The following is a 21,861-nucleotide window of genomic DNA, read 5'->3' as shown; positions in this document are numbered from 1 at the left end:
TTTTATTGAGGAGTTTTAAATGGAGATTAAAGATCTATTGTCAGAATGGAGAATAGATATAACTCCGTTAGGTGCTGATTATCATCAATACGAGGATTATTTTCGAGGAGAAGAAGCGACTTATATTCGTCGTATGGCTGAATTGGATAACATAATTCAGTGGGTTTCTACAACCAGACAACACATAGGATCCTGGTTAGATATTGCAAGTGGAAGGGGAACGTTTCTAGAAGTTCTGGAGCGCAAGAAAATTGAATGTTATGGAATCGAACTTGATCCAGGCTTGGCTAAAGAAAGCACTGTTAGAGGCCATTCAGTTTTCCATGGTGATGCATTATTGGTTTTGGATGCAATGATTCAAAGAAACGTTCAATTCGATATGGTTTCTTGTTTGCATCTGATTGAACATATGAATGGGGAAATCGCAGAACTTCTTGTGGCAAATATAGCAAAAGTTCTGACTCCAGGAGGAATGGCAATAATTGTCACTCCAAACGCCAAGGATTTTCGCGTGATGTTAGGTTCCTTCTACCGAGACCCGACACATATTCGTCCGTATCCCAAAGAATTACTTGCTTATCTTTGTAGTAAGAGTGGATTGGAAGCGATATATACGAAAGATTTTGATCGCTTTCTGGATGAAAATTCATCTTTGACGGGAGGTGGAATAGCCAAGCGGATTGAAAATAAATTAAAAAGAGTTCGCGATATGCTCAAAGATGAGGCTTAGATATGAAAAATTATTTAGGTAAGTTCATTGAAACTTTCAGAAGTTTCTTGACGCCGAATTCAGTGGTTAAATCTCTTGGTCAAATAAATGACGAGTTAAACAAAATTTCTTCTGAAATGAAAATGTTGCGAGTTGATCTAATTGAGCTGAAAAAGGAACTGGGCTCTTCGCAAAACAAGATACATGATTTGGAAATTTCAATAAGTGAGAGAAAGAAAATTTCTTTAAGAAATCAAGATGTAGATTTGCTATTGATGGAATGTATAGGAGAGCTTGCAAAGCATCTCGATTCTTTAGAAAAATCTTTTGCAGCCATGAGTGGGGGCAAAAATACGATTGTTGTTGGTTTGAAGAATAGCACTGCCCTGAAGGAATAGTTGGTGAGTATATATGAAATTTGGTTCTGAACTTTTTTTATCTTTGAGAGAGTTTCCCCATACAGTTTCCCTTGCTTGGGTTTTAGCATGGCGGGATTTTCAGGCGCGTTATATAGGATCGAAAGCAGGATATTTCTGGGTATTGTTGTCTCCTGCTTTATATGGGGTTGCATTTATATTTGTAAGAGGTGCGCTTACTCAGCATGGTGTCGAAATTGGTACAAACGGTGTTAACCCAGTTGTTTTCGCATTTTTTGGGATATGCCTTTATCAAGTCTGGTTTGAGGCATTAACCAACCAACTGAATTATTTAAGAAAAGGCAGTGCTTTCTTAAAAAACATGAAAATACAGCCGGAGATATTTGCTGTTTCTCAAATTATTCTTTCTTTTCTGGATCTTGGTGTTCGTATTGTACTGATTGTTGGAGTCAGTTTAATTTTTGGTGTGCCACCGACATTGTCTTGGATATTGTCTGTATTTTTTATGGTGCTTGCGATATTCACGGGAAGTGCTATCGGATATGTCCTGGCGCTACCTTCCAGCTTTTACAGTGATATTTCCAAATTTATTTCTTCAATTTCCTTTGTGTTGCTTATAGGAAGCCCTGTTTTTTATCAAGCCTCCAGCTCGCCCGATTCTGTAGCATATTGGATTCAAGTATGTAATCCATTTGCAGCTACATTGGTAACTGCCAGAGACTTCATGTTTGGAGGGGATCTGAATTTTTTAATTCCAGCCATTATATGGAGCGTGGTACTTTTAATATTATCTGTCATTATGATGGCAGGGTATCGAATCGTAATGCCATTGGTGATGGAGAGGCTTTGAATGTCTTCAGAAAAACTCCTTTTGGAAGTTGATGGCGTATCCAAGAAGTATTGTAGAAATCTGGCTCTTTCTCTTAAGTATGGATTTTCTGATTCTATTAGAGGTATTTTTTCAAATGACAGTGAGCCAAAAAAACTCAGGCAAAATGAATTTTGGTCATTGCGCAATATTTCTTTTTCGTTAAAAAGGGGAGACCGGCTCGGAGTGTTGGGAAAAAACGGAGCCGGCAAATCCACCTTGATGAAAATCATTTCTGGAATTACTTTGCCAACAGAGGGCAGGGTTAGCGTTGCAGGTAAAATGGATCAGATGATCGAGCTCACCAGTGGATTTCATCCGATGATGACAGGTTATCAAAATGCTAGATTACGAGCCCGTATAAAAGGGGTTAGCGAAAGTGATTTTCAACGAGAAATAAAGAGAATAGTTGATTTTGCAGAGCTGCAAGACTCAATTCACACCCCTGTAAAGTACTATAGTTCAGGCATGCGTGCGAGATTGGGATTTGCAGTTTCAACAATGAACAAGCCTGATATTTTGATAATCGATGAGGCACTGGCTGTCGGAGATCTTGATTTTCGCTTGAAATGTTATGAATTTATTTCTAATTATCTGGAAGATACTGCATTAATATTTGTTTCGCATTCCCTGGCTCACATTAAAAGATTTTGTAATCTGGGGATGGTTTTGGAAAGCGGTAAAATGAAACATTACGGTGATGTGCAGGAAGCAATAGATTTGTATCAAGAAGGCGGTGTTAGTAGTGGTCCAAAGAAGATGCAAGGACTTAATGCAGATGCTTTGACATTCAATATCACTACAAATCATTTCTCGGAGATAGACGGAATTCCTGTGATCGGTATGGGGGAGGGATTGATAATAAAAGTACAGCCGCACACCCTGCCATCTGAATGTATAGTATCGATCAATATCACTGATGATGCAGGCAGAGCATTATTTGAATATCGCAGCGATCGCGATGGTGGAATAAATGCCTTGCAGCCTTTTCACTGTGAAATCGGCCCCTTTTACTTGAATTCAGGTGTGTATCGATTAAATATGGCTGTTCATGACAGAGATGGCTGTTCTTTGCTTTCCTATACTCCATGGAAACCTTTTCGATGCAAAAGCGGAGTAACAGGCTTGGCTCCGTTCCATCCACCTGGCAGATGGATTAATACTTGATTTCTTTCGTTGAGGTTGTTTTTCAATATTTTCAGAGCTTGAAAAGTTAGAATAATTCTTGAATGAGATTTTTTGAAATATAAAGTCAGGAAAACTACTTCTTATTAATCGCGGGAGAATTAAGAATCGGAGTGCTTTATCTTGATAGCAAGATTTGGTATATTTCGTTTTGATTTGGATTTTTGAAAATAATGAAACAATGAAAAAGATAGCTATTATCACGGGGATTTCCGGACAGGACGGAGCATACCTTGCGCAACTTTTGCTGGATAAAGGCTATGTAGTGCATGGTACATATCGCCGCACCAGCTCAGTCAACTTCTGGCGGATCGAAGAGCTGGGTATCCAGAATCATCCCGACCTTCATTTGGTGGAGTACGATCTTACCGATTTGGGGGCAAACATTGCTTTGGTACAGAAGGTACAGCCGGACGAAATCTACAATCTTGCCGCGCAGAGTTTTGTCGGTGTGAGCTTTGAACAGCCTAATGCAACAGCGCAAATCACCGGCATTGGTGCACTCAATCTTCTGGAAGCGATTCGTTTGGTCAATCGCAAGGTTCGCTATTACCAAGCATCTACATCCGAAATGTTCGGAAAGGTACAAGCTATTCCGCAAGCCGAGGATACGCCGTTTTACCCGCGTAGCCCTTATGGTGTCGCGAAGCTTTACGCGCATTGGATGACTGTCAACTACCGCGAAAGCTATGACATTTTTGGCTCCAGCGGCATCTTGTTCAATCATGAGAGTCCATTGCGTGGCCGCGAATTTGTGACGCGCAAGATTACAGACGCCGTTGCCAAGATCAAATTGGGCAAGCTTGACTGTCTGGAACTGGGCAATATCGATGCAAAGCGTGACTGGGGATTTGCGAAAGATTATGTGGAGGGCATGTGGCGTATCTTGCAGGCGGATGAGTCGGATACTTTTGTGCTGGCCACTAACCGGACTGAAACTGTCCGCGATTTCGTGACGATGGCCTTTAAAGGTGCGGGGATTGCTGTCGAGTTCAGAGGCAAGGCCGAAGAAGAGACGGCTGTGGATATTGCAACGGGCAAGACTGTTATGCGGGTCAACCCGAAATTCTATCGCCCGGCAGAGGTTGATCTTCTGATTGGCAATCCAGCCAAGGCAAAAGCCAAGTTGGGTTGGGAGCCGAAGACAACTCTGGAGCAGCTTTGCCAGATGATGGTGGAGGCTGATCTGCGTCGTAACGAGGAAGGTTTCTCATTTTGAGAATTCTGGTTACAGGGGCTGCAGGATTCACCGGACGTCATTTTATAGCAGCGGCGGAAGCGGCTGGCCATCGGATCATTTCTTTGTCCTCAGATTTGACGGACAAGGCTGCGTTGAAAAGTGAAGTCGATGCAGCTAGACCCGAGGCGGTAGTGCATTTGGCGGCGATCAGTTTTGTCGGTCATGCGGATGTCCGCTCCTTTTATGATGTGAATGTCATTGGGACGCTGAATTTGCTGGATGCCGTGGCAGGTTTGTCAGACAAGCCTGATAGCATTTTGCTGGCGAGTAGTGCGAATGTGTATGGGAATGCCGAACACTCGCCAATTGCCGAGGACCAAGCTCCGGCGCCCGTCAATCACTATGCAATGAGCAAGCTGGCGATGGAATACATGGCGCGCACCTATCTGGACAGGTTGCCCTTGTTCTTCGTTAGACCGTTCAATTACACAGGGCCGGGGCAGGCGGAGTCATTTGTGATTCCCAAGCTAGTTGCACATTTTGCCAGGAGGGCAGAGATTGTCGAACTTGGGAATCTGGACGTCGAGCGTGAATTCAATGACGTGGCATTTGTTTGTGAAGCCTATCTAAGGTTGCTGCGTGATGCCGTACCTGGAGCGGTGTATAACATATGTAGCGGTGCGCCCGTGACCTTGCGCACGGTTATCGATATGCTGGGAGAATTGACGACGCATGATCTTGAAGTCAAGATAAATCCGCAATTTGTACGGAGTAACGAGATCAAGACATTGTGTGGTGATCCTGAAAAGCTGTTTCGCACTATTGGGATGCTTGAGCCATTTCCGTTACAGGTCACTTTGAGAAACATGCTGGAACAAGCCGGGCGAAAAGAAGAAAAATGATGAGGGTAGGTTTTGGCGTCACCGTGCTTGCGCGTTGCCTGGCGCTGGGCGGGATCGATGGGATTGGTAGTTATACCCGGGAGTTGATGAAAAGGCTTGAGGCTGACTCAGCTGTTGAGCTTTTCCCCATCTCTTACGGGTATTCTCCGTCGCAGTTTCCTATCGGCTCACGTGCTCCGACTACATTTGGACGATATGCCCCGTTTGCAGCAGCATCGGTTGTATCCGGGCTTCCCTTTCCGGGAACAGCGCAACTGAAGGAGTGTGTTGACCTGATTCATGCCCCGGATCATCTTATCCCCAACTACGGTGAGATTCCTGTCATTGCATCCATCATGGATGCAATTCCCTTGTCACATCCGGAATGGGTATCCCTCAAGTTGCGCAAAATGAAGAATGCCTTATGGAAGCGCTCCGCGCAGTGGGCATCTCATATCATTACCATTTCCGAATATTCGAAACAGGAGATTGCGCAACATTTTGGCATTGATACGCAGAAGATCAGTGCAATTCCTCTTGGGGTGGATGCGAGATGGTTCCGGCCGCTCGAAGATGAGATTATGAGGGGAGTGCTGAAGCGGTACGATTTGCCACAACACTATTTTCTGGTCGTGGGAACACTGCAGCCGAGGAAGAATATTGCACGGGTAATTGAAGCACATCGTTCCTTGTCCAAAGAGGTCCGTAATGAGGTGCCGCTTGTCGTTGTTGGTCGGGCCGGCTGGCGATGTGAGGAGGTCGTTGAAATGTTGACGTCCTCGTCTTCGTGCAATTCTCTACGGTGGCTCAAGCATTTGCCGGATGACGATTTGCTTGCAGTGTTGAAGGGCGCTACGGCCTTGATTTTTCCTTCGCTATACGAAGGGTTCGGTTTGCCTGTAATAGAAGCTTTTGCGGCGGGAACACCCGTTATTACTTCCAATACCACTTCTCTTCCCGAGGTGGCGGGTGACGCGGCCATGCTGATTAATCCTCTGGACGTTAGTGAGATCGCCGCCGCGATGCAATTGATATTGGAGCAGCCAGAATTGGCCGATAGCTACAAGAGGAAAGGTCAAGAGCGCGCATTGTCGTATTCATGGGATCGAACAGCCTCAATGACGCTTGACGTCTATAAAAAGACGCGAGAGGCTGCGTAATCAACGCACCTTCATATCGCATTCCTTTCTTTTATGATCATCCGTTTTCTGGGCGCACAATGGCTCGCCGTCGGTTTTGTCGGAATAATCTCCCTGACGGTAAGCATTTTGATCGCTCGGGTTCTTGGGCCGGAGTCGTTCGGGGTTTATTCGGTTGCATTGTCTGGAGGGGCTATTGTCGCCATCCTGCTGGATGGTGGCTTTTGTCGGTTGTTGCAGAGAGAGCGGGCCCATCCTACTCCTGCATTGCTCCAATTTCTGCCATTGCTGCCTCAAGCTGCGCTTGGGCACGTAATTATTGCTGCCAGCATATTTTCATTGATCGCCATGCTGGTGTTACCCAAGCATGCATTGACAATTGTTGCTGTCATCTGGTTCTTTGCAGCGTCCGTGACCAATCAATTTGGCTTGTCGATCCTCAGAGGCGATGGGCGAATGGTGCGAGATGCTTCGTGGCAGATAGGTAACCGCACTTTTACTGCTTTGTGCGTAGTCTCTGTCATTTTGATGGGGGCGGAGAAGCCTTGGCAGATTTTCTTTGCCCAGTTTATTGGTGCGACCGCTTTCGGGCTATTGATCATGCGCTATCTGCGCACGCGCCCTTTGTGGAAGATTCCTCCTTCCATTTATGCGGCTACCTTACCATTCGTGTGGCTCGACTTGGCGACGGTTCTTTACTTTCGGGCGGATATGCTGCTGCTGGAGTGGCTGGATGTGCCCAAATTTGAAGTTGGTAAGTATGGCGTTGCCTACAGGCTGATCGAAGCGGTGATTTTGCTTGCCTCCCCGGTCGGTTTGATACTGTTTCGTAAATTTCGTCTTAGTAGCGGATCGCCCAAACAAATGTTGCAAAACATGCTGCCTGCCTTGATCGGGGCACAGGTAGTTGGTTTGTTAGTCATGATTTTTCTTCTTGTGTGCAGTACGCCGTTGATTAGTCTGGTGTATGGACATGCTTATGCGGGAGCTGATCATATTCTGGCTATCCTGGGTGTTGCATTACTTTTCATTTTGCCAAACGGTGTGTTGACTCAGGCTGCACTGGCATTGGGTATTGAGCGTTGGCTGGCCATATCTGCATCATTTGTGGCTGTGATTAACATAGCAGGCAATATATTGTTGATTCCTTCGCATGGCCTGGTAGGCGTGGCCTGGATGACGGTCGTGACTGAAGGACTGCTTGGTTGCTGTATCGGACTCGGACTTTGGCGTCACCGAAATCGAGAAAATATATAGAAAGAGCTTGTCCGATACCTGGGTGACAGGTAATCAAGAGTGTCCTCGATACTCCGCTCGGATTTCAAGAATCAAGACGATCGATGCGCATATTACATTTCTATCGAACCTATTTCCCGGATACCTTTGGCGGGATAGAGCAGGTCATTTATCAGATTGCGGAAAAATCTTCATTTCTCGGAGTGGAGACAAAGGTACTGACATTGAGTGCCAATCCAAAGGGACGAATCGCATTTCCGCATCATGAGGTATATCAGGCAAAGCTCGGGATGCAGATCGCATCTAACGGATTCTCATGGCAGGTGTGCGGAGCCTTCCGGTCCTTGGCTGAAACAGTGGATGTCATTCATTATCACTATCCATGGCCATTCATGGACCTCGTTCATTTTGCGACAGGGTGCAAGAAGCCGTCTGTCGTTACCTATCATTCCGACATTGTCCGGCAGCGCAATCTGTTGAAATTGTATGCGCCATTGCAGAAGGCTTTTCTGCGTAGTGTGGATCGCATTGTCGTGACGTCGCCCAATTATCTCGAATCGAGTTCTACCCTGCAAAATTACAGGCAGAAGACCGACGTCATTCCGATCGGCCTGGACGAATCCATGTCTATTCCGGCGGATGAAAATGTCGTGGCAAGCTGGAGAGCAAAGCTTCCTCCCAAATTTTTCCTGTTTGTCGGGGTATTGCGATATTACAAGGGGCTGGATGTCCTATTGGCAGCAATGCGGGAAAACGACTGCCCGGTTGTCATTGTCGGTGGCGGCCCGGAAGAAAGCCGGCTACGCGCCTTGGCACAGCAGTGGAATCTACAGAATATATATTTCCTGGGTGAGCTTCCCGATCCGGACAAGAATGCCCTGTTGACGCTGTGCTATGGCGTCGTCTTTCCTTCCAATCTACGCTCTGAGGCGTTTGGTATTTCGTTGCTGGAAGGAGCCATGTTTGGCAAGCCAATGATTTCCTGTGAAATTGGTACCGGCACGACTTTTATCAATCTCCAAGGGGAAACAGGGCTTGTGACGCCTCCCGATGACAGCAAGGCATTTTCGGATGCGATGCGTTTTCTTTGGGACAATCCGGACAAGGCATCGGAAATGGGACGTGCTGCGCGCCATCGATATGTGCAGCATTTTACTGCCGACAAAATGGCGGATTCCTATTGCAGGATTTATCACGAAATGGTTGGAAAATAGCGAGCGCGTCGTTCTTAAATTGGAGCGGTTGACTACCGGAGCGGCTGAATTGTTGGGATATGCTCCACGATTTTATTTTGAGACGGGCCTAGAAACGCCCTCGCTTTGGTACATTCAAACACTTAATTACAAGCCAGCCAATTATTTTTTTATCTCCAATGAATCTCTCTTTTCCACGGCGTCACGATCGCTGGCATGAGCAGATACTCCTGTCGCGATTTTTCATGATTCTGGCAGGATGGGTGCTCACGGTGGTGTTGCCTTATCTCTTGTTCTGGTCGTGGAATGCTTTGTGGCATCCCGACGACGGTCAGAAAACCGCTTTTATCGTCACGAGCCTCGCATACCTGGTCACGCACCTGGCGGTCATAAAAATACGGACGCTCTACCCGGGAGGGCGCGCGGCCGGATTTATCGCACCGACCATACTGATCGTTTATGGCCTGTTTGCCCTGACCACATTCATGATCCATGTGGCAGTTTCTCGTTATCTGTTATTGAGCAGCAGCACGTGTGCCTTGATCTGGATGTATAGCCAGCATTTGCTTACCTACAAGCACATGCGGCTTAAGCTGGCAGTCATACCCGGTGGGAAATACACTGCCGAAGTCCTTTCGCAACCTGTGGTTGATTCCCATGCTTTGACGGGGCTTTCCCTGAACGGCATTCGTTATGACGGGGTGGTTGCCGATTTCGAGGATATCGACATTCCCACGCAGCGTTTCCTGGCGCAGTGCGCGTTGAACAGAACGGCGGTCTATGACGCAAAACAGATTTATGAATCGTTGACGGGGCGCGTCAAGATTCATCGTATGTCGGAAAACAACATGGGGTCACTGCTCCCATCTCCGCTTTACGAGGTCATCAAGCGCTGCATGGATGTCGGGATCGTGCTTTTGACGCTTCCTGTTACGGTAGTGGTCGGTGCGGTAGTCGCTGTGCTTATCAAGCTGGAAAGTCCCGGCCCTGTCATTTATACGCAGACGAGGATTGGTCAGGGAAACCGGCCGTTCACGATCTATAAATTCCGCAGTATGCGCTTCGATCGCAACGCGCCTGAGCAGTTTGCCGGAGAAAGCGATCTGCGTATTACCCGGGTTGGACGCATCATTCGCAAGCTGCGGATAGACGAGTTTCCGCAGTTTCTCAATGTTCTCAAAGGCGATATGAGTTTGATCGGGCCAAGGCCGGAGCAGCCCAGTTTTGTTGCCGAATATGATGAGAAAATTCCGTTCTATAGCTATCGCCATATTGTGAAGCCGGGCATTACCGGATGGGCGCAGGTGAGACACGGTTACACCGCCAGCAGCGATGAAACGCAGGTAAAGATCGAGCACGATTTCTATTACATCAAGAACTGTTCCTTCTCGCTGGACCTGATCATTGTATTGATGACCGTTCGTATCATGTTGAATGGTTTTGGTTCGCGCTAGGATTCGACTTTTTAGTGTTATCGCTTCCTGCTGATAAACTTGTGCAGGTCATTTTCTGAGGGTGTTGGATGATTCTGGTTACCGGGGGCGCCGGTTTCATTGGCTCCAATTTCATCACAAGCTGGCTCTCCGCCGAGGATCGGCCAGTCGTCAATGTCGATAAGCTGACATATGCCGGTAACCTGCACAATCTCGCATCTCTGAAGGCGGACAAAAGGCATGTATTCGAGCATGCTGACATCTGTGACATGCAGAAGATGCGATCCCTGTTCGAGATGTATCGTCCGCTGGCAGTCGTTCACTTCGCGGCAGAAAGCCATGTTGATCGTTCGATCAGTGAGCCGGCTGATTTCATCAAAACGAATATCAACGGCACTTTCACTTTGCTGGAAGCTGCCAGGGAATATTGGTTGTCGTTATCGGTAGCGGAGAAGGAAGCCTTCCGTTTTCTGCATGTATCCACCGATGAAGTGTACGGGGCACTCGCACCGTTCTCGCCGCCATTCAGCGAGCAAAGTCCTTATGCGCCGAATAGCCCTTATTCCGCATCCAAGGCGGCTGCAGATCATCTTGTGCGGTGTTATCACCAGACCTATGGTTTGCCTACTGTGACGGTTCACTGTTCCAATAACTATGGGCCGTACCAGTTTCCCGAAAAACTGATTCCCTTGATGATTTGTCGTGCATTGAGCAATGAGGCGATGCCCTTGTACGGTGATGGTTTGCAGGTTCGTGACTGGTTGCATGTAAGGGATCATTGCGCGGCGATCCGATGTGTTCTGAGGAATGGCACATCCGGGGGCATATACAACGTTGGGGGCTGGAACGAGAAAACCAACCTGGAGGTCGCGCATGTCATTTGCGACATTCTGGACAAACTGGTGCCAAAGAAGAATGGCAGCTATCGGGAGCAGATCGCCTTTGTTACCGATCGTCCCGGACATGATCGTCGGTATGCCATCAATGCGGGAAAGATTGCTCGCGAACTCGGATGGCAGCCGGTAGAAACGTTTGAAAGCGGAATCGCAAAGACTGTGCAATGGTACCTGGACAATCAGGATTGGGTACATGACGTGCAGTCTGGCGACTACATGAAGTGGCGTGACCGAAGCTTTTTTCAGAGCGGGACATGATGGACAGTTCTTCCGAACATACGATGGCTCGCAAAGGCATCATTCTCGCCGGCGGTTACGGCACGCGGCTTTATCCCGTGACACTGGCGATTTCCAAGCAATTGCTGCCTGTCTATGACAAGCCGATGATCTACTATCCGCTGACCACGCTGATGATGGCGGGTATAAGGGAGATTCTGCTGATTTCTACGCCACAGGATGTCCCCCGGTTCAATGAATTGCTCGGCGATGGCAGTCAATGGGGGATCGAGATTCGTTATGCGGTGCAGCCATCTCCGGATGGCTTGGCGCAGGCGTTCATCATTGGCCGCGATTTCCTTGGCGACCATCCCTCCGCACTGATATTGGGCGATAACATCTATTACGGACATGCGTTCGATCGGCAACTGGCGCAGGCTTCCGAGCTGGAACAAGGTTCGACGGTATTTGCCTATCACGTGCAGGATCCGCAGCGATATGGCGTTATCGAGTTCGATGGCAACCAGCGTGCGATCAGCATCGAGGAAAAGCCAATCGAGCCGAAATCGAACTATGCGGTAACTGGCCTGTATTTTTACGATAACCAGGTTTGCGATATTGCCGGATCGATCCGTCCTTCGACACGCGGAGAGTTGGAGATCACGGATATCAATCGTTATTACCTGGAGCGCGGGCAGTTGAATGTGACGGTGATGGGACGTGGGATGGCCTGGCTCGATACCGGTACGCACGCATCGCTGTTGGAAGCTGGTCAGTTCATTGCCACCATAGAAAATCGTCAAGGCTTGAAAGTCGCGTGTCCCGAAGAGATGGCATTTCGCAAGGGCTATATCGATGCGGCCCAATTGGAGAGACTTGCTCAACCGTTGAAGAAGAATGGTTATGGCGACTACCTGATGCGCATCCTGAAGGACAGGGTGTTTTGATGCGTGCAACGGCCATGGAAATTCCGGACGTGCTGTTGATGGAGCCACAGATATTTGGTGACGAACGCGGATTCTTTTTCGAGAGCTTCAATGCAGCGCAGTTTGCTGAAGTCATTGAAAAAGAAATCTCGTTTGTTCAAGACAATCATTCCCATTCGGTACGCAATGTATTGCGCGGTCTCCACTATCAGATCAGGCAGCCGCAGGGCAAGCTGATCCGGGTCGTTTCCGGTGAGGTATTCGATGTGGCAGTGGATTTGCGCCGCTCCTCGCCAACTTATGGAAAGTGGGTGGCAGCAGTGCTTTCTGCAGGAAACAAGAAGCAGATGTGGATACCCGAAGGTTTTGCGCATGGCTTTGTCGTGACCAGCGCTGCAGCCGAACTGCTCTACAAGACCACTGATTACTATGCGCCCGAGCATGAGCGCTGCATTGCCTGGAACGATCCTGCCATCGGCATCCAATGGCCGCTCGATGGCCCGCCCATTCTTTCCGCAAAAGACCAGCGCGGTGTGCCGTTGGCACTGGCCGAAGTATTCCCTTGAAGATCCTGCTTACGGGAAAAACAGGCCAGATCGGCCATGAGCTGGCGCGTCTGTTGCCAACGATGGGCGAGGTCGTTTCCTTTGAGCGTGTCGGGATGGACTTATCCGATCTCGATCAGGTGCGCGCAACGATACGCACTGTTCGTCCCGCCTTGATCATCAATCCGGCCGCCTATACAGCGGTCGATCTGGCGGAGAAAGAAGTTGCGCTGGCGATGCGCATCAACGCTGAAGCACCGGCCATCATGGCGGAGGAGGCGGCCAGACTCGGAGCGATGCTGGTGCATTATTCGACGGACTACGTGTTCGATGGCGATAAGCAGGGGGGCTATGTCGAGGAAGATGAGACGCATCCGCTCAATACCTATGGTCGCAGCAAACTGGCGGGTGAAGAGACGATTCGTGCCAGCGGTGTGCCACATCTGATCTTGCGTACCAGTTGGGTCTATGGGCTGCATGGCCGGAATTTTCTGCAGACGGTGCGCCGGCTGGCACATGATCGGACGGAGTTGCGTATCGTGGCCGACCAGTTTGGCACACCGACCTGGGCGCGCACGGTAGCGCAGGCGACTGTGGCCGCCGTCAAGGCTTTGCAGGCTTCGACGGGCGAGCCGGCTCGGGATCGTTGGCATGAGCAGGGTGGGCTTTACCATTTGACTGCGCAGGGCCGAACGAGCTGGTGTGGTTTTGCGCAGGCCATCGTTGACAAGAGCATGGCGGCGAGTAAGCCGGTCGTCACTCCAATCACAACAGCAGACTATCCGCTGCCTGCCAGGCGACCGGCCAATTCCATCCTGTCATCGGAAAAATTCATCCGCACGTTTGGCATTTTGCCGGCGTGGGATGAGGCGTTGACGTCATGCTTGACGGAGCTCGAATAGACTTTGCTAAATTCCGCAGAAGGATTGCGACTTTGTTTCTTGCGTGTCGAAGACTATTCGTCAGTAACATCAAACTAAAAGAGCCGGCATCTGCCGGCTCTTTGCATATCAACCCGGGACGGATTATTTATAGCCGACCCGATCCAGAATCCGCTGTGCGGCAATCTGGTTCTTGCCGATCGCAGCGACCGACACGTTCTCGATCTTGTATGTGCCGAGGGAATCCAGCGTCGGATTCTTTGCCGGCACGCTGGCGACGACCGGCCATTCGTTGTTGCCATCGGCGAAATAGTGCTGGGCTTCATCGCTTGCCAGGTATTCGAGGAACTTGATGGCGTTCTCGCGATGCGGTGCATGGGCAGCCACGCCACCGCCACCGATGTTGAAGTGCGTGCCCGTTGTGGCGGCGTTTGGCCAGACGAAGCCGACGTTCTTCATCAGCTCGACTTCTTCCGGTTTGGTGGAGCGCAGCAGGCGCACATAGTAGTAGGAGTTGGTGATGGCGACGCCGCATTCACCGGTTGCCACACCCTTGATCTGGTCGGTGTCACCGCCGCGAGGAGGGCGCGCAAAGTTGGCGACCATGCCCTTGGCCCATTCCTCGGCGGCCTTCTCGCCGTTGCGCTCGATCAGCGAGCCGACCAGCGACAGGTTGTAGGGATGCGAACCGGAGCGGGTGCAGACCTTGCCCTTGTTCCTGGGATCAGCCAGCGCTTCGTAGGTGGCGACGTCTTCCGGCTTGACCGTCGCCTTGTTATAGACGATCACGCGCGCACGTTTGGAAAAGCCGTACCACGGTGAACCCTGGCCTTCGTCCTTGCCGCGCAGGTTGGCGGGAATCCGCTGGTCGAGGACCGCTGATTTGACCGGCTGGAAGAAACCGTCGTTCTCGGCGCGCCAGATGCGGGCAGCGTCAACCATGATGATGACGTCGGCCGGGCTGTTCTTTCCTTCATTCTTCAGTCGTTCGAACAGCGCGGCATCGTTGGCTTCGATGCGGTTGATCTTGATGCCGGTCTGGCGGGTGAATTCGCCATAGAGTTGTTCGTCGGTCTGGTAATGGCGTGCCGAGTAGAGATTCAGCACTTTTTCTTCGGCCTGTGCAAAGGCGAGCGGCGCAGCGAGCGTAAGGGCAACAAGGGCAGGGACAAGGCGTTGTTTCATCGGACGTTCCTTGGGTTGTTGAGATGGGCGAAGTGTGTTGTTAGGAATTCGTTAAAGTATAGAGGAGATTTCATTAAATGGGAATTGTTCTCAACATTGGAAAATGCTTTCCATGCACGCGATTGCGGTTGAGGGTAACCTTGCGGCTTTCTTTTCAAATCCGATGATTGCCATGCGTATCGCATCTCTTGCAAAGCTCGTTCTGCCATTGTTCCTGGCCGGTTGCGCATCTCTCTCCCCATTCGCGCCGGAGGCGCCGGTTGCCGTTCCAGATCAGCCGAAGGCTGCAGCGCCGGTCAAGGTGGCGCTGGTGCTGGGTGGCGGTGCTGCGCGCGGCTTTGCGCATATTGGCGTGATCAAGGCGCTGGAAGCGCAGGGCATCGTGCCGGACATGGTGGTTGGTACCAGTGCCGGCAGCGTGGTGGGCGCGCTGTACGCGGCCGGCAATAATGGCTTCGCCCTGCAGAAGATGGCGCTGGCGATGGACGAGGCGGCGATTTCCGACTGGTCGGTGCCATTCTTTGCGCGCTCGAGCGGCGTGCTCAAGGGCGATGCCCTGCAGAACTACGTCAACAAGGCGGTCGGCAACCAGCCGATCGAGCGTTTGAAGATGCCGTTTGCGGCGGTGGCGACCGATCTCAACAGCGGTGCGCCTATCGTCTTCCGGCGCGGCAATACCGGGCTGGCCGTGCGTGCTTCCTCATCGGTGCCCGGCGTGTTCCAGCCGGTGCGCATCGGTGATCGCCTGTATGTCGATGGCGGACTGGTGGCGCCGGTGCCGGTCAGCTTTGCGCGCGAGATGGGGGCGGATTTCGTGATCGCCGTGAACATCTCGGTGGAGCCGGAAGGCCAGCTTGCCTCGAGTTCGGTTGATGTGCTGCTGCAGACCTTTGCCATCATGGGCCAGCGCATCAACCGTGATGAGCTGAAGGGCGCAGATATTGTGATCCGTCCGGCGTTGGGGATGATGAAGGGAACGGACTTTGCCGGCCGTAATCTGGCGGTGCTGGCGGGGGAGCAGGCTGCGACGGCGCAAATGGCGGAGATTCGGCGCAAGCTGAAGGCGATGCGTGAGCGTTGATTCAACGCTCAGATGCCTGAGCTTCCGAAATTAAAGAGAGTGTTTGTGGACCGCCGTGATCAGTCGATCGACGGTTCGCTGATGCGGCGTGCGCCGTTAAAGCGTTTCTTCCAGTAGTTGACGTCCATGCTTTCGATGCGAACCTGGCTACCGGAAGAAGGTGCGTGGATGAACTTGTGGTCGCCGAGATAGATGCCGACGTGCGAGAAGCTGCGGCGCAGCGTATTGAAGAAGACGAGGTCGCCCGGCTGCAGCTCGGATTTGTCGATGCGTTGTCCTTCGCGGCTCAGTTCCTTGGCGGTGCGCGGCAGTTCCTTGTCCCACGCTTCCTTGAAGATCAGCTTGACCAGGCCGCTGCAGTCGAGTCCTTCTTCCGGCGTGTTGCCGCCGTACTTGTAGTCGATGCCGAGCATGCCCATGGCATACAGCGCCAGTTCGGAGGCGCGGTGGCTCAGGGTTTGCAGTTTGGAGTGTTTCTGAGGGTCTTGCGCGGCTTTATCCACGCTCCATGCGGGGGCGGCCGTGGACAGGCTGGCTGCGATAACGGCGGCAAGAAGGGCGGGGCGTACGGGAAGGCGGATGCGGGAAAAGGATTGAAAAAAAGCCATCTGCTTTTGCTTCTTGTTCGTTCGCGATCGAGCGAATGTAAGGGAATATGGGGCTGGTGTCAAAGCTTCTGGCGTAATAAATGGTCTCGCGTGCGGGTATATGGACGCGCTCGCGGTCATGAAGAATGCGAAATAGGTATTCAAGCTCGGAGACATTCAGCCTCGGCACGATGACCGCGTGGATTGCCTGTCGTACAATGCCTGCATCTTTCACAGGAGGCATCATGCAAACAAAACCAATTCTCACGCTTGAAGACGTCAAGAAGATTGCGGCCGCGGCCGAGACGGAGGCGACGTTGAACAAGTGGAACGTGACGATCTCGGTCGTTGACGATGGCGGACACTTGCTGTGGCTGCAGCGCATGGATGGCGCGGCGCCGATTTCCTCGCATATCGCACCGGCCAAGGCCAAGACCGCTGCGCTGGGCCGTCGCGAGTCGAGAATCTACGAAGACATGATCAACGGCGGCCGCTTCTCGTTCATGACGGCTCCCACGCTGGAAGGCATGCTCGAAGGCGGCGTGCCGATTCTGGTCAATGGCGTGTGCGTCGGCGCGGTCGGCGTTTCCGGCGTCAAATCGGTCGAGGATGTACAGATTGCCAAGGCCGGCATCGCAGCGCTCGGCGTCTGATCAACACTTCTGAACCCCTCCGCAGGCGCCGTTTGCGGTTGCCAGTCGGAGGGGAATTGCGCTATAATTCGTCGGTTTAGCCAATTTTATTCCGCCGTAGCGCATACCCACTTCCCATCGTCTCGAAAAGACCTGTACGACACCCTGATCAAGCTTGTGTTCGGGCATGTGGCGCGCAAGAATGCGCGCGGGGTTCGACGGGGCTTCCGGCACGCGCAACGGCGGTAACAACCTCAGGAGTTACCCCTTGCCGCCATTCTTTTACGGCCACACAGTTCCCGCCATCCTGGCGCTGGCAGACGGGTCGGTCTTCATGGGATTTTCCATCGGTGCCGAAGGCCACACGATCGGCGAAGTCGTGTTCAACACGGCGATGACCGGTTACCAGGAAATTCTCACCGATCCCAGCTACAACAGCCAGATCGTCACGCTTACCTATCCGCACATCGGCAACACCGGTGTGAACCCTGAAGACGTCGAAGCCGTGCGCATCCATGCCGCCGGCCTGATCATCAAGGATCTGCCGATCCAGGTTTCCAATTTCCGCTCGACCCAGAGCCTGTCCGATTACCTGAAGGACAGCAACGTGGTCGGCATCGCCGGCATCGATACCCGCAAGCTGACGCGCATCCTGCGCGAGAAGGGCGCGCAGAACGGCGCGATCCTGGCCGGCGCCGATGCCACGCCGGAGAAGGCGCTGGAACTGGCGAAGTCGTTCCGCGGCCTCAACGGCCTGGACCTGGCCAAGGTGGTCTCGGTCAAGCAGCCGTACCAGTGGTCGGAAACCGAATGGACGCTCGGCAAGGGCTACGGCAAGCAGATCACGCCCAAGTATCACGTGGTCGCCTTCGACTATGGCGTCAAGTTCAACATCCTGCGCATGATCGCCGAGCGCGGCTGCAAGATCACGGTGCTGCCGGCGCAAGCCACGGCGGCCGAGGCGCTGGCGCTGAATCCGGACGGCATCTTCCTCGCCAACGGTCCCGGCGATCCGGCACCCTGCGACTATGCGATCGCAGCCGCCAAGGAACTGATCGAGCGCGGCATTCCGACCTTCGGCATCTGCCTCGGCCACCAGATCATGGCGCTGGCCTCTGGCGCCAAGACGCTCAAGATGAAATTCGGCCACCATGGCGCCAACCACCCGGTGCAGGACCTCGACAGCAAGAAGGTGATGATCACCTCGCAGAACCACGGCTTCGCGGTCGATGCGGATACCTTGCCCGCCAACTGCCGCGTCACGCACGTGTCGCTGTTCGACGGCTCGCTGCAGGGCTTCGAGCGTACCGACAAGCCGGCCTTCTGCTTCCAGGGTCACCCGGAAGCCTCGCCCGGCCCGCATGACATCGCCCCCTTGTTCGATCGCTTCGTGGCGATGATGGAGAAAAACAAAAATGCCTAAACGCAGTGACATCAAAAGCATCCTGATCATCGGCGCCGGCCCGATCGTCATCGGCCAGGCGTGCGAATTCGACTACTCCGGCGCGCAAGCCTGCAAGGCGCTGCGCGAAGAGGGCTACAAGGTCATCCTCGTCAACAGCAACCCGGCGACCATCATGACCGATCCGGAAATGGCGGACGTGACCTACATCGAGCCGATCACCTGGCAGGCGGTGGAACGCATCATCGACCGCGAGCGGCCCGATGCGATCCTGCCGACCATGGGCGGCCAGACCGCGCTCAACTGCGCGCTCGACCTGTGGCGCAACGGCGTGCTCGACAAGTACAAGTGCGAGCTGATCGGTGCCACGCCGGAAGCCATCGACAAGGCCGAGGATCGTTCCAAGTTCAAGGAAGCGATGACCAAGATCGGTCTCGGTTCGGCGCGCTCGGGCGTATCGCACACGATGGAAGAATCGTGGGCGGTGCAGAAGGAGATCGGCTTCCCGGTCATCATCCGTCCGTCGTTCACGATGGGCGGCAGCGGCGGCGGCATTGCCTACAACGCCGAGGAATTCGAAGCCATCTGCAAGCGCGGCCTGGAAGCCTCGCCGACCTCCGAACTGCTGATCGAGGAATCGCTGATCGGCTGGAAGGAATTCGAGATGGAAGTCGTACGCGACCGCGCCGACAACTGCATCATCGTCTGCTCGATCGAGAACCTCGATCCGATGGGCGTGCACACCGGCGACTCGATCACCGTCGCGCCGGCGCAGACGCTGACCGACAAGGAATACCAGATCATGCGTAACGCATCGATCGCGGTGCTGCGCGAGATCGGTGTCGATACCGGCGGTTCCAACGTGCAGTTCTCGATCAATCCGGCCGACGGCCGCATGATCGTCATCGAGATGAACCCGCGCGTGTCGCGTTCGTCGGCGCTGGCATCGAAGGCGACCGGCTTCCCGATCGCCAAGATCGCGGCAAAGCTGGCGGTCGGCTTCACGCTCGACGAACTGCGCAACGAGATCACGGGCGGCGCAACGCCGGCCTCGTTCGAACCGTCGATCGACTACGTCGTCACCAAGATTCCGCGCTTCGCCTTCGAGAAATTCCCGCAGGCCGACAGCCACCTGACGACGCAGATGAAATCGGTCGGTGAGGTGATGGCGATCGGCCGCACCTTCCAGGAATCTTTCCAGAAGGCGCTGCGCGGTCTCGAAGTCGGCGTCGATGGCATGAACGAAAAGACCACCGACCGCGAAACCATCGAGGAAGAGCTCGGCGAGCCGGGCCCGGAACGCATCTGGTACGTGGGCGACGCCTTCGCGCAAGGCTTCTCGCTGGAAGAAGTGCACAACCTGACGCACATCGATCCGTGGTTCCTCGCGCAGATCAAGGAAATCGTCGATATCGAACTGTGGCTGGAAACGCAGTCGCTGGCCGCCATCGACAAGGACGTGCTGTTCAAGCTCAAGCAGAAGGGCTTTGCGGATCGTCGCTTGGCCAAATTGCTGAAGACCACCGACAAGGAAGTTCGCGAGAAGCGCCGCGCGCTGAACATCCGTCCGGTCTACAAGCGCGTCGATACCTGTGCCGGCGAGTTCGCGACCAATACCGCCTACATGTACTCGACCTACGAGGAAGAGTGCGAATCGAATCCGACCGACCGCAAGAAGATCATGGTGCTCGGCGGCGGTCCGAATCGCATCGGCCAGGGCATCGAGTTCGACTATTGCTGCGTGCATGCGGCACTGGCAATGCGCGACGACGGTTACGAGACCATCATGGTCAACTGCAATCCGGAAACCGTCTCGACTGACTATGACACGTCCGACCGGTTGTACTTCGAGCCGCTGACGCTGGAAGACGTGCTCGAGATCGTCGACAAGGAAAAACCATACGGCGTGATCGTGCAGTACGGCGGCCAGACGCCGCTGAAACTGGCGCTCGATCTGGAAGCCAACGGCGTGCCGATCGTCGGCACTTCGCCCGACATGATCGATGCGGCGGAAGATCGCGAGCGTTTCCAGAAGCTGCTCAACGACCTGCAACTGCGCCAGCCGCCGAATCGCACCGCGCGCACCGAGGAGGACGCACTGCGCCTGGCGCAGGAAATCGGCTATCCGCTGGTGGTACGTCCTTCCTACGTGCTGGGTGGCCGCGCGATGGAAATCGTGCACGAACAGCGCGACCTCGAGCGCTACATGCGCGAGGCAGTCAAGGTCTCGCACGATTCGCCGGTGCTGCTGGATCGCTTCCTGAATGACGCGATCGAATGCGACGTCGATGCATTGTCTGATGGCGAGCGTGTCTTCATCGGCGGCGTGATGGAACACATCGAACAGGCTGGCGTGCACTCGGGCGATTCGGCCTGCTCGCTGCCACCCTATTCGCTGTCGCCGGAAACGATTGCCGAACTCAAGCGCCAGACCGCGCTGATGGCCAAGGGCCTGAACGTGGTCGGTTTGATGAACGTGCAGTTCGCGATCCAGGAGCAGGAAATCGACGGCAAGCTGCAGGATGTGGTCTATGTGCTCGAAGTGAACCCGCGCGCCTCGCGCACGGTGCCTTACGTATCGAAGGCGACCGGCCTGCAACTGGCCAAGATTGCGGCACGCTGCATGGTCGGCCAGTCGCTCGACAGCCAGGGCATCGTCAACGAAGTCGTGCCCGAATACTTCAGCGTCAAGGAAGCCGTGTTCCCGTTCGTGAAGTTCCCGGGCGTCGATACCATCCTCGGACCGGAGATGAAATCGACCGGCGAAGTCATGGGGGTGGGCAAGACCTTCGGCGAAGCCTTCGTCAAATCGCAGCTCGGCGCCAGCGTCAAGCTGCCACGTTCGGGCAAGGTGTTCCTGAGCGTGAAGGCCAGCGACAAGCCACGCGCGGTGGAAGTGGCCAAGGACCTGGTGGAGCGTGGTTTCTCGGTGGTGGCGACCAAGGGTACGGCAGCTGCGATCGCGGCGGCCGGCATCGCGGTGGAGTCGGTCAACAAGGTGGCCGAAGGCCGTCCGCACATCGTCGACATGATCAAGAACAACGAGATTGCGCTGGTCATCAACACGGTGGAAGAGAAGCGCAGCGCGGTCGTCGATTCGCGCACGATCCGTACTTCGGCACTGGCGGCGCGGGTGACGACGTTCACCACGATCGCCGGCGCGGAAGCGGCGGTGGAAGGCATGGAGCACCTCGACGAGTTGCATGTCTATGATTTACAAGGGCTGCATAAAACCTTACACTAAGCCGACAACCCAATAAATCAACCACAGAGGTCACAGACGGCATCGGGTCTTCCGGTGCCATCTGC

At 53.2% G+C, this 21,861-nt stretch carries 20 protein-coding genes; 18 read left to right on the top strand and 2 right to left on the bottom strand.

From position 1 onward, the window contains the following. Positions 1-19: 19 nt before the first annotated feature. The 14 genes from IEV38_RS06630 (at position 20) to rfbD (ending at position 13,686) form a co-directional block, all read left to right on the top strand. A complete protein-coding gene (locus tag IEV38_RS06630; protein WP_188395361.1) occupies positions 20-730 on the top strand; it encodes a class I SAM-dependent methyltransferase in 711 nt (236 codons plus the stop codon). Positions 731-732: 2 nt separating this feature from the next. Continuing rightward, positions 733-1,107 (top strand): hypothetical protein, encoded by a 375-nt coding sequence (locus tag IEV38_RS06625; protein WP_188395360.1) that lies wholly within the window; start codon positions 733-735, stop codon positions 1,105-1,107. Positions 1,108-1,120: 13 nt separating this feature from the next. Next, positions 1,121-1,936: an ABC transporter permease gene (locus IEV38_RS06620; RefSeq protein ID WP_188395359.1), complete on the top strand. Its 816-nt coding sequence runs from the start codon at positions 1,121-1,123 to the stop codon at positions 1,934-1,936. Next, entirely contained in the window at positions 1,937-3,121 is a 1,185-nt protein-coding gene (locus IEV38_RS06615) for an ABC transporter ATP-binding protein (RefSeq protein WP_188395358.1), read from the top strand. 199 nt (positions 3,122-3,320) lie between these two features. After that, positions 3,321-4,358, top strand: coding sequence for a GDP-mannose 4,6-dehydratase (gene gmd / locus IEV38_RS06610; RefSeq protein ID WP_188395357.1), 1,038 nt, complete (start codon positions 3,321-3,323; stop codon positions 4,356-4,358). Continuing rightward, the gene (locus IEV38_RS06605) at positions 4,355-5,221 is read left to right on the top strand and encodes a GDP-mannose 4,6-dehydratase (protein ID WP_188395356.1); all 867 of its coding nucleotides are present in this window, start codon (positions 4,355-4,357) and stop codon (positions 5,219-5,221) included. Before gmd ends, IEV38_RS06605 begins: the two co-directional genes overlap by 4 nt. Beyond that, on the top strand, positions 5,218-6,360 hold the full coding sequence (locus IEV38_RS06600) for a glycosyltransferase family 4 protein (protein WP_188395355.1): 1,143 nt from the start codon (positions 5,218-5,220) through the stop codon (positions 6,358-6,360). Before IEV38_RS06605 ends, IEV38_RS06600 begins: the two co-directional genes overlap by 4 nt. A gap of 33 nt (positions 6,361-6,393) precedes the next feature. After that, positions 6,394-7,596, top strand: coding sequence for an oligosaccharide flippase family protein (locus IEV38_RS06595; protein ID WP_188395354.1), 1,203 nt, complete (start codon positions 6,394-6,396; stop codon positions 7,594-7,596). 83 nt (positions 7,597-7,679) lie between these two features. Further along, positions 7,680-8,789, top strand: coding sequence for a glycosyltransferase family 4 protein (locus tag IEV38_RS06590; RefSeq protein ID WP_188395353.1), 1,110 nt, complete (start codon positions 7,680-7,682; stop codon positions 8,787-8,789). A gap of 224 nt (positions 8,790-9,013) precedes the next feature. Continuing rightward, positions 9,014-10,222 carry an exopolysaccharide biosynthesis polyprenyl glycosylphosphotransferase gene (locus tag IEV38_RS06585; protein ID WP_188395352.1) on the top strand — a complete coding sequence of 403 codons (1,209 nt, stop codon included), beginning with the start codon at positions 9,014-9,016 and terminating at the stop codon, positions 10,220-10,222. A 68-nt stretch (positions 10,223-10,290) separates the two neighbouring features. Then, positions 10,291-11,355 carry a dTDP-glucose 4,6-dehydratase gene (gene rfbB, locus IEV38_RS06580; protein ID WP_188395351.1) on the top strand — a complete coding sequence of 355 codons (1,065 nt, stop codon included), beginning with the start codon at positions 10,291-10,293 and terminating at the stop codon, positions 11,353-11,355. 23 nt (positions 11,356-11,378) lie between these two features. After that, complete coding sequence (gene rfbA / locus IEV38_RS06575; protein ID WP_188395475.1) at positions 11,379-12,260, top strand: glucose-1-phosphate thymidylyltransferase RfbA; 882 nt, start codon at positions 11,379-11,381, stop codon at positions 12,258-12,260. Next, positions 12,260-12,805 carry a dTDP-4-dehydrorhamnose 3,5-epimerase gene (rfbC, locus tag IEV38_RS06570; RefSeq protein WP_188395350.1) on the top strand — a complete coding sequence of 182 codons (546 nt, stop codon included), beginning with the start codon at positions 12,260-12,262 and terminating at the stop codon, positions 12,803-12,805. Before rfbA ends, rfbC begins: the two co-directional genes overlap by 1 nt. Next, positions 12,802-13,686, top strand: coding sequence for a dTDP-4-dehydrorhamnose reductase (gene rfbD, locus IEV38_RS06565; protein ID WP_229728849.1), 885 nt, complete (start codon positions 12,802-12,804; stop codon positions 13,684-13,686). Before rfbC ends, rfbD begins: the two co-directional genes overlap by 4 nt. Before the next feature lie 123 nt (positions 13,687-13,809). Here the strand turns inward: rfbD and IEV38_RS06560 are convergent, their stop codons facing one another. Beyond that, positions 13,810-14,850, bottom strand: a complete 1,041-nt coding sequence (locus tag IEV38_RS06560) for a Fe(3+) ABC transporter substrate-binding protein (protein WP_188395348.1) — start codon at positions 14,848-14,850, stop codon at positions 13,810-13,812. Between the two features lie 163 nt (positions 14,851-15,013). Here IEV38_RS06560 and IEV38_RS06555 point away from each other — a divergent pair, with 163 nt between their 5' ends. Beyond that, on the top strand, positions 15,014-15,931 hold the full coding sequence (locus IEV38_RS06555) for a patatin-like phospholipase family protein (RefSeq protein WP_188395347.1): 918 nt from the start codon (positions 15,014-15,016) through the stop codon (positions 15,929-15,931). A gap of 59 nt (positions 15,932-15,990) precedes the next feature. Here IEV38_RS06555 and IEV38_RS06550 read toward each other — a convergent pair whose 3' ends face one another. Further along, positions 15,991-16,539, bottom strand: coding sequence for a C40 family peptidase (locus IEV38_RS06550; protein ID WP_188395346.1), 549 nt, complete (start codon positions 16,537-16,539; stop codon positions 15,991-15,993). A 224-nt stretch (positions 16,540-16,763) separates the two neighbouring features. Between IEV38_RS06550 and IEV38_RS06545 the strand changes: the two genes are divergently transcribed. The 3 genes from IEV38_RS06545 to carB all read left to right on the top strand — a co-directional run bounded on the left by IEV38_RS06545 (position 16,764) and on the right by carB (position 21,796). Then, positions 16,764-17,171 (top strand): GlcG/HbpS family heme-binding protein, encoded by a 408-nt coding sequence (locus IEV38_RS06545; protein WP_188395345.1) that lies wholly within the window; start codon positions 16,764-16,766, stop codon positions 17,169-17,171. Between the two features lie 247 nt (positions 17,172-17,418). Next, positions 17,419-18,573 carry a glutamine-hydrolyzing carbamoyl-phosphate synthase small subunit gene (gene carA / locus IEV38_RS06540; RefSeq protein ID WP_268234712.1) on the top strand — a complete coding sequence of 385 codons (1,155 nt, stop codon included), beginning with the start codon at positions 17,419-17,421 and terminating at the stop codon, positions 18,571-18,573. Next, on the top strand, positions 18,566-21,796 hold the full coding sequence (gene carB, locus IEV38_RS06535) for a carbamoyl-phosphate synthase large subunit (protein WP_188395344.1): 3,231 nt from the start codon (positions 18,566-18,568) through the stop codon (positions 21,794-21,796). Before carA ends, carB begins: the two co-directional genes overlap by 8 nt. The last annotated feature ends 65 nt before the right edge of the window (positions 21,797-21,861 follow it).

This window comes from Oxalicibacterium flavum (assembly GCF_014635065.1).
GTDB classification, from domain to species: Bacteria; Pseudomonadota; Gammaproteobacteria; order Burkholderiales; family Burkholderiaceae_D; genus Oxalicibacterium; species Oxalicibacterium flavum.
Note: the sequence above shows the minus strand (reverse complement) of the source record. Positions and strands in the feature narration are given on the sequence as shown.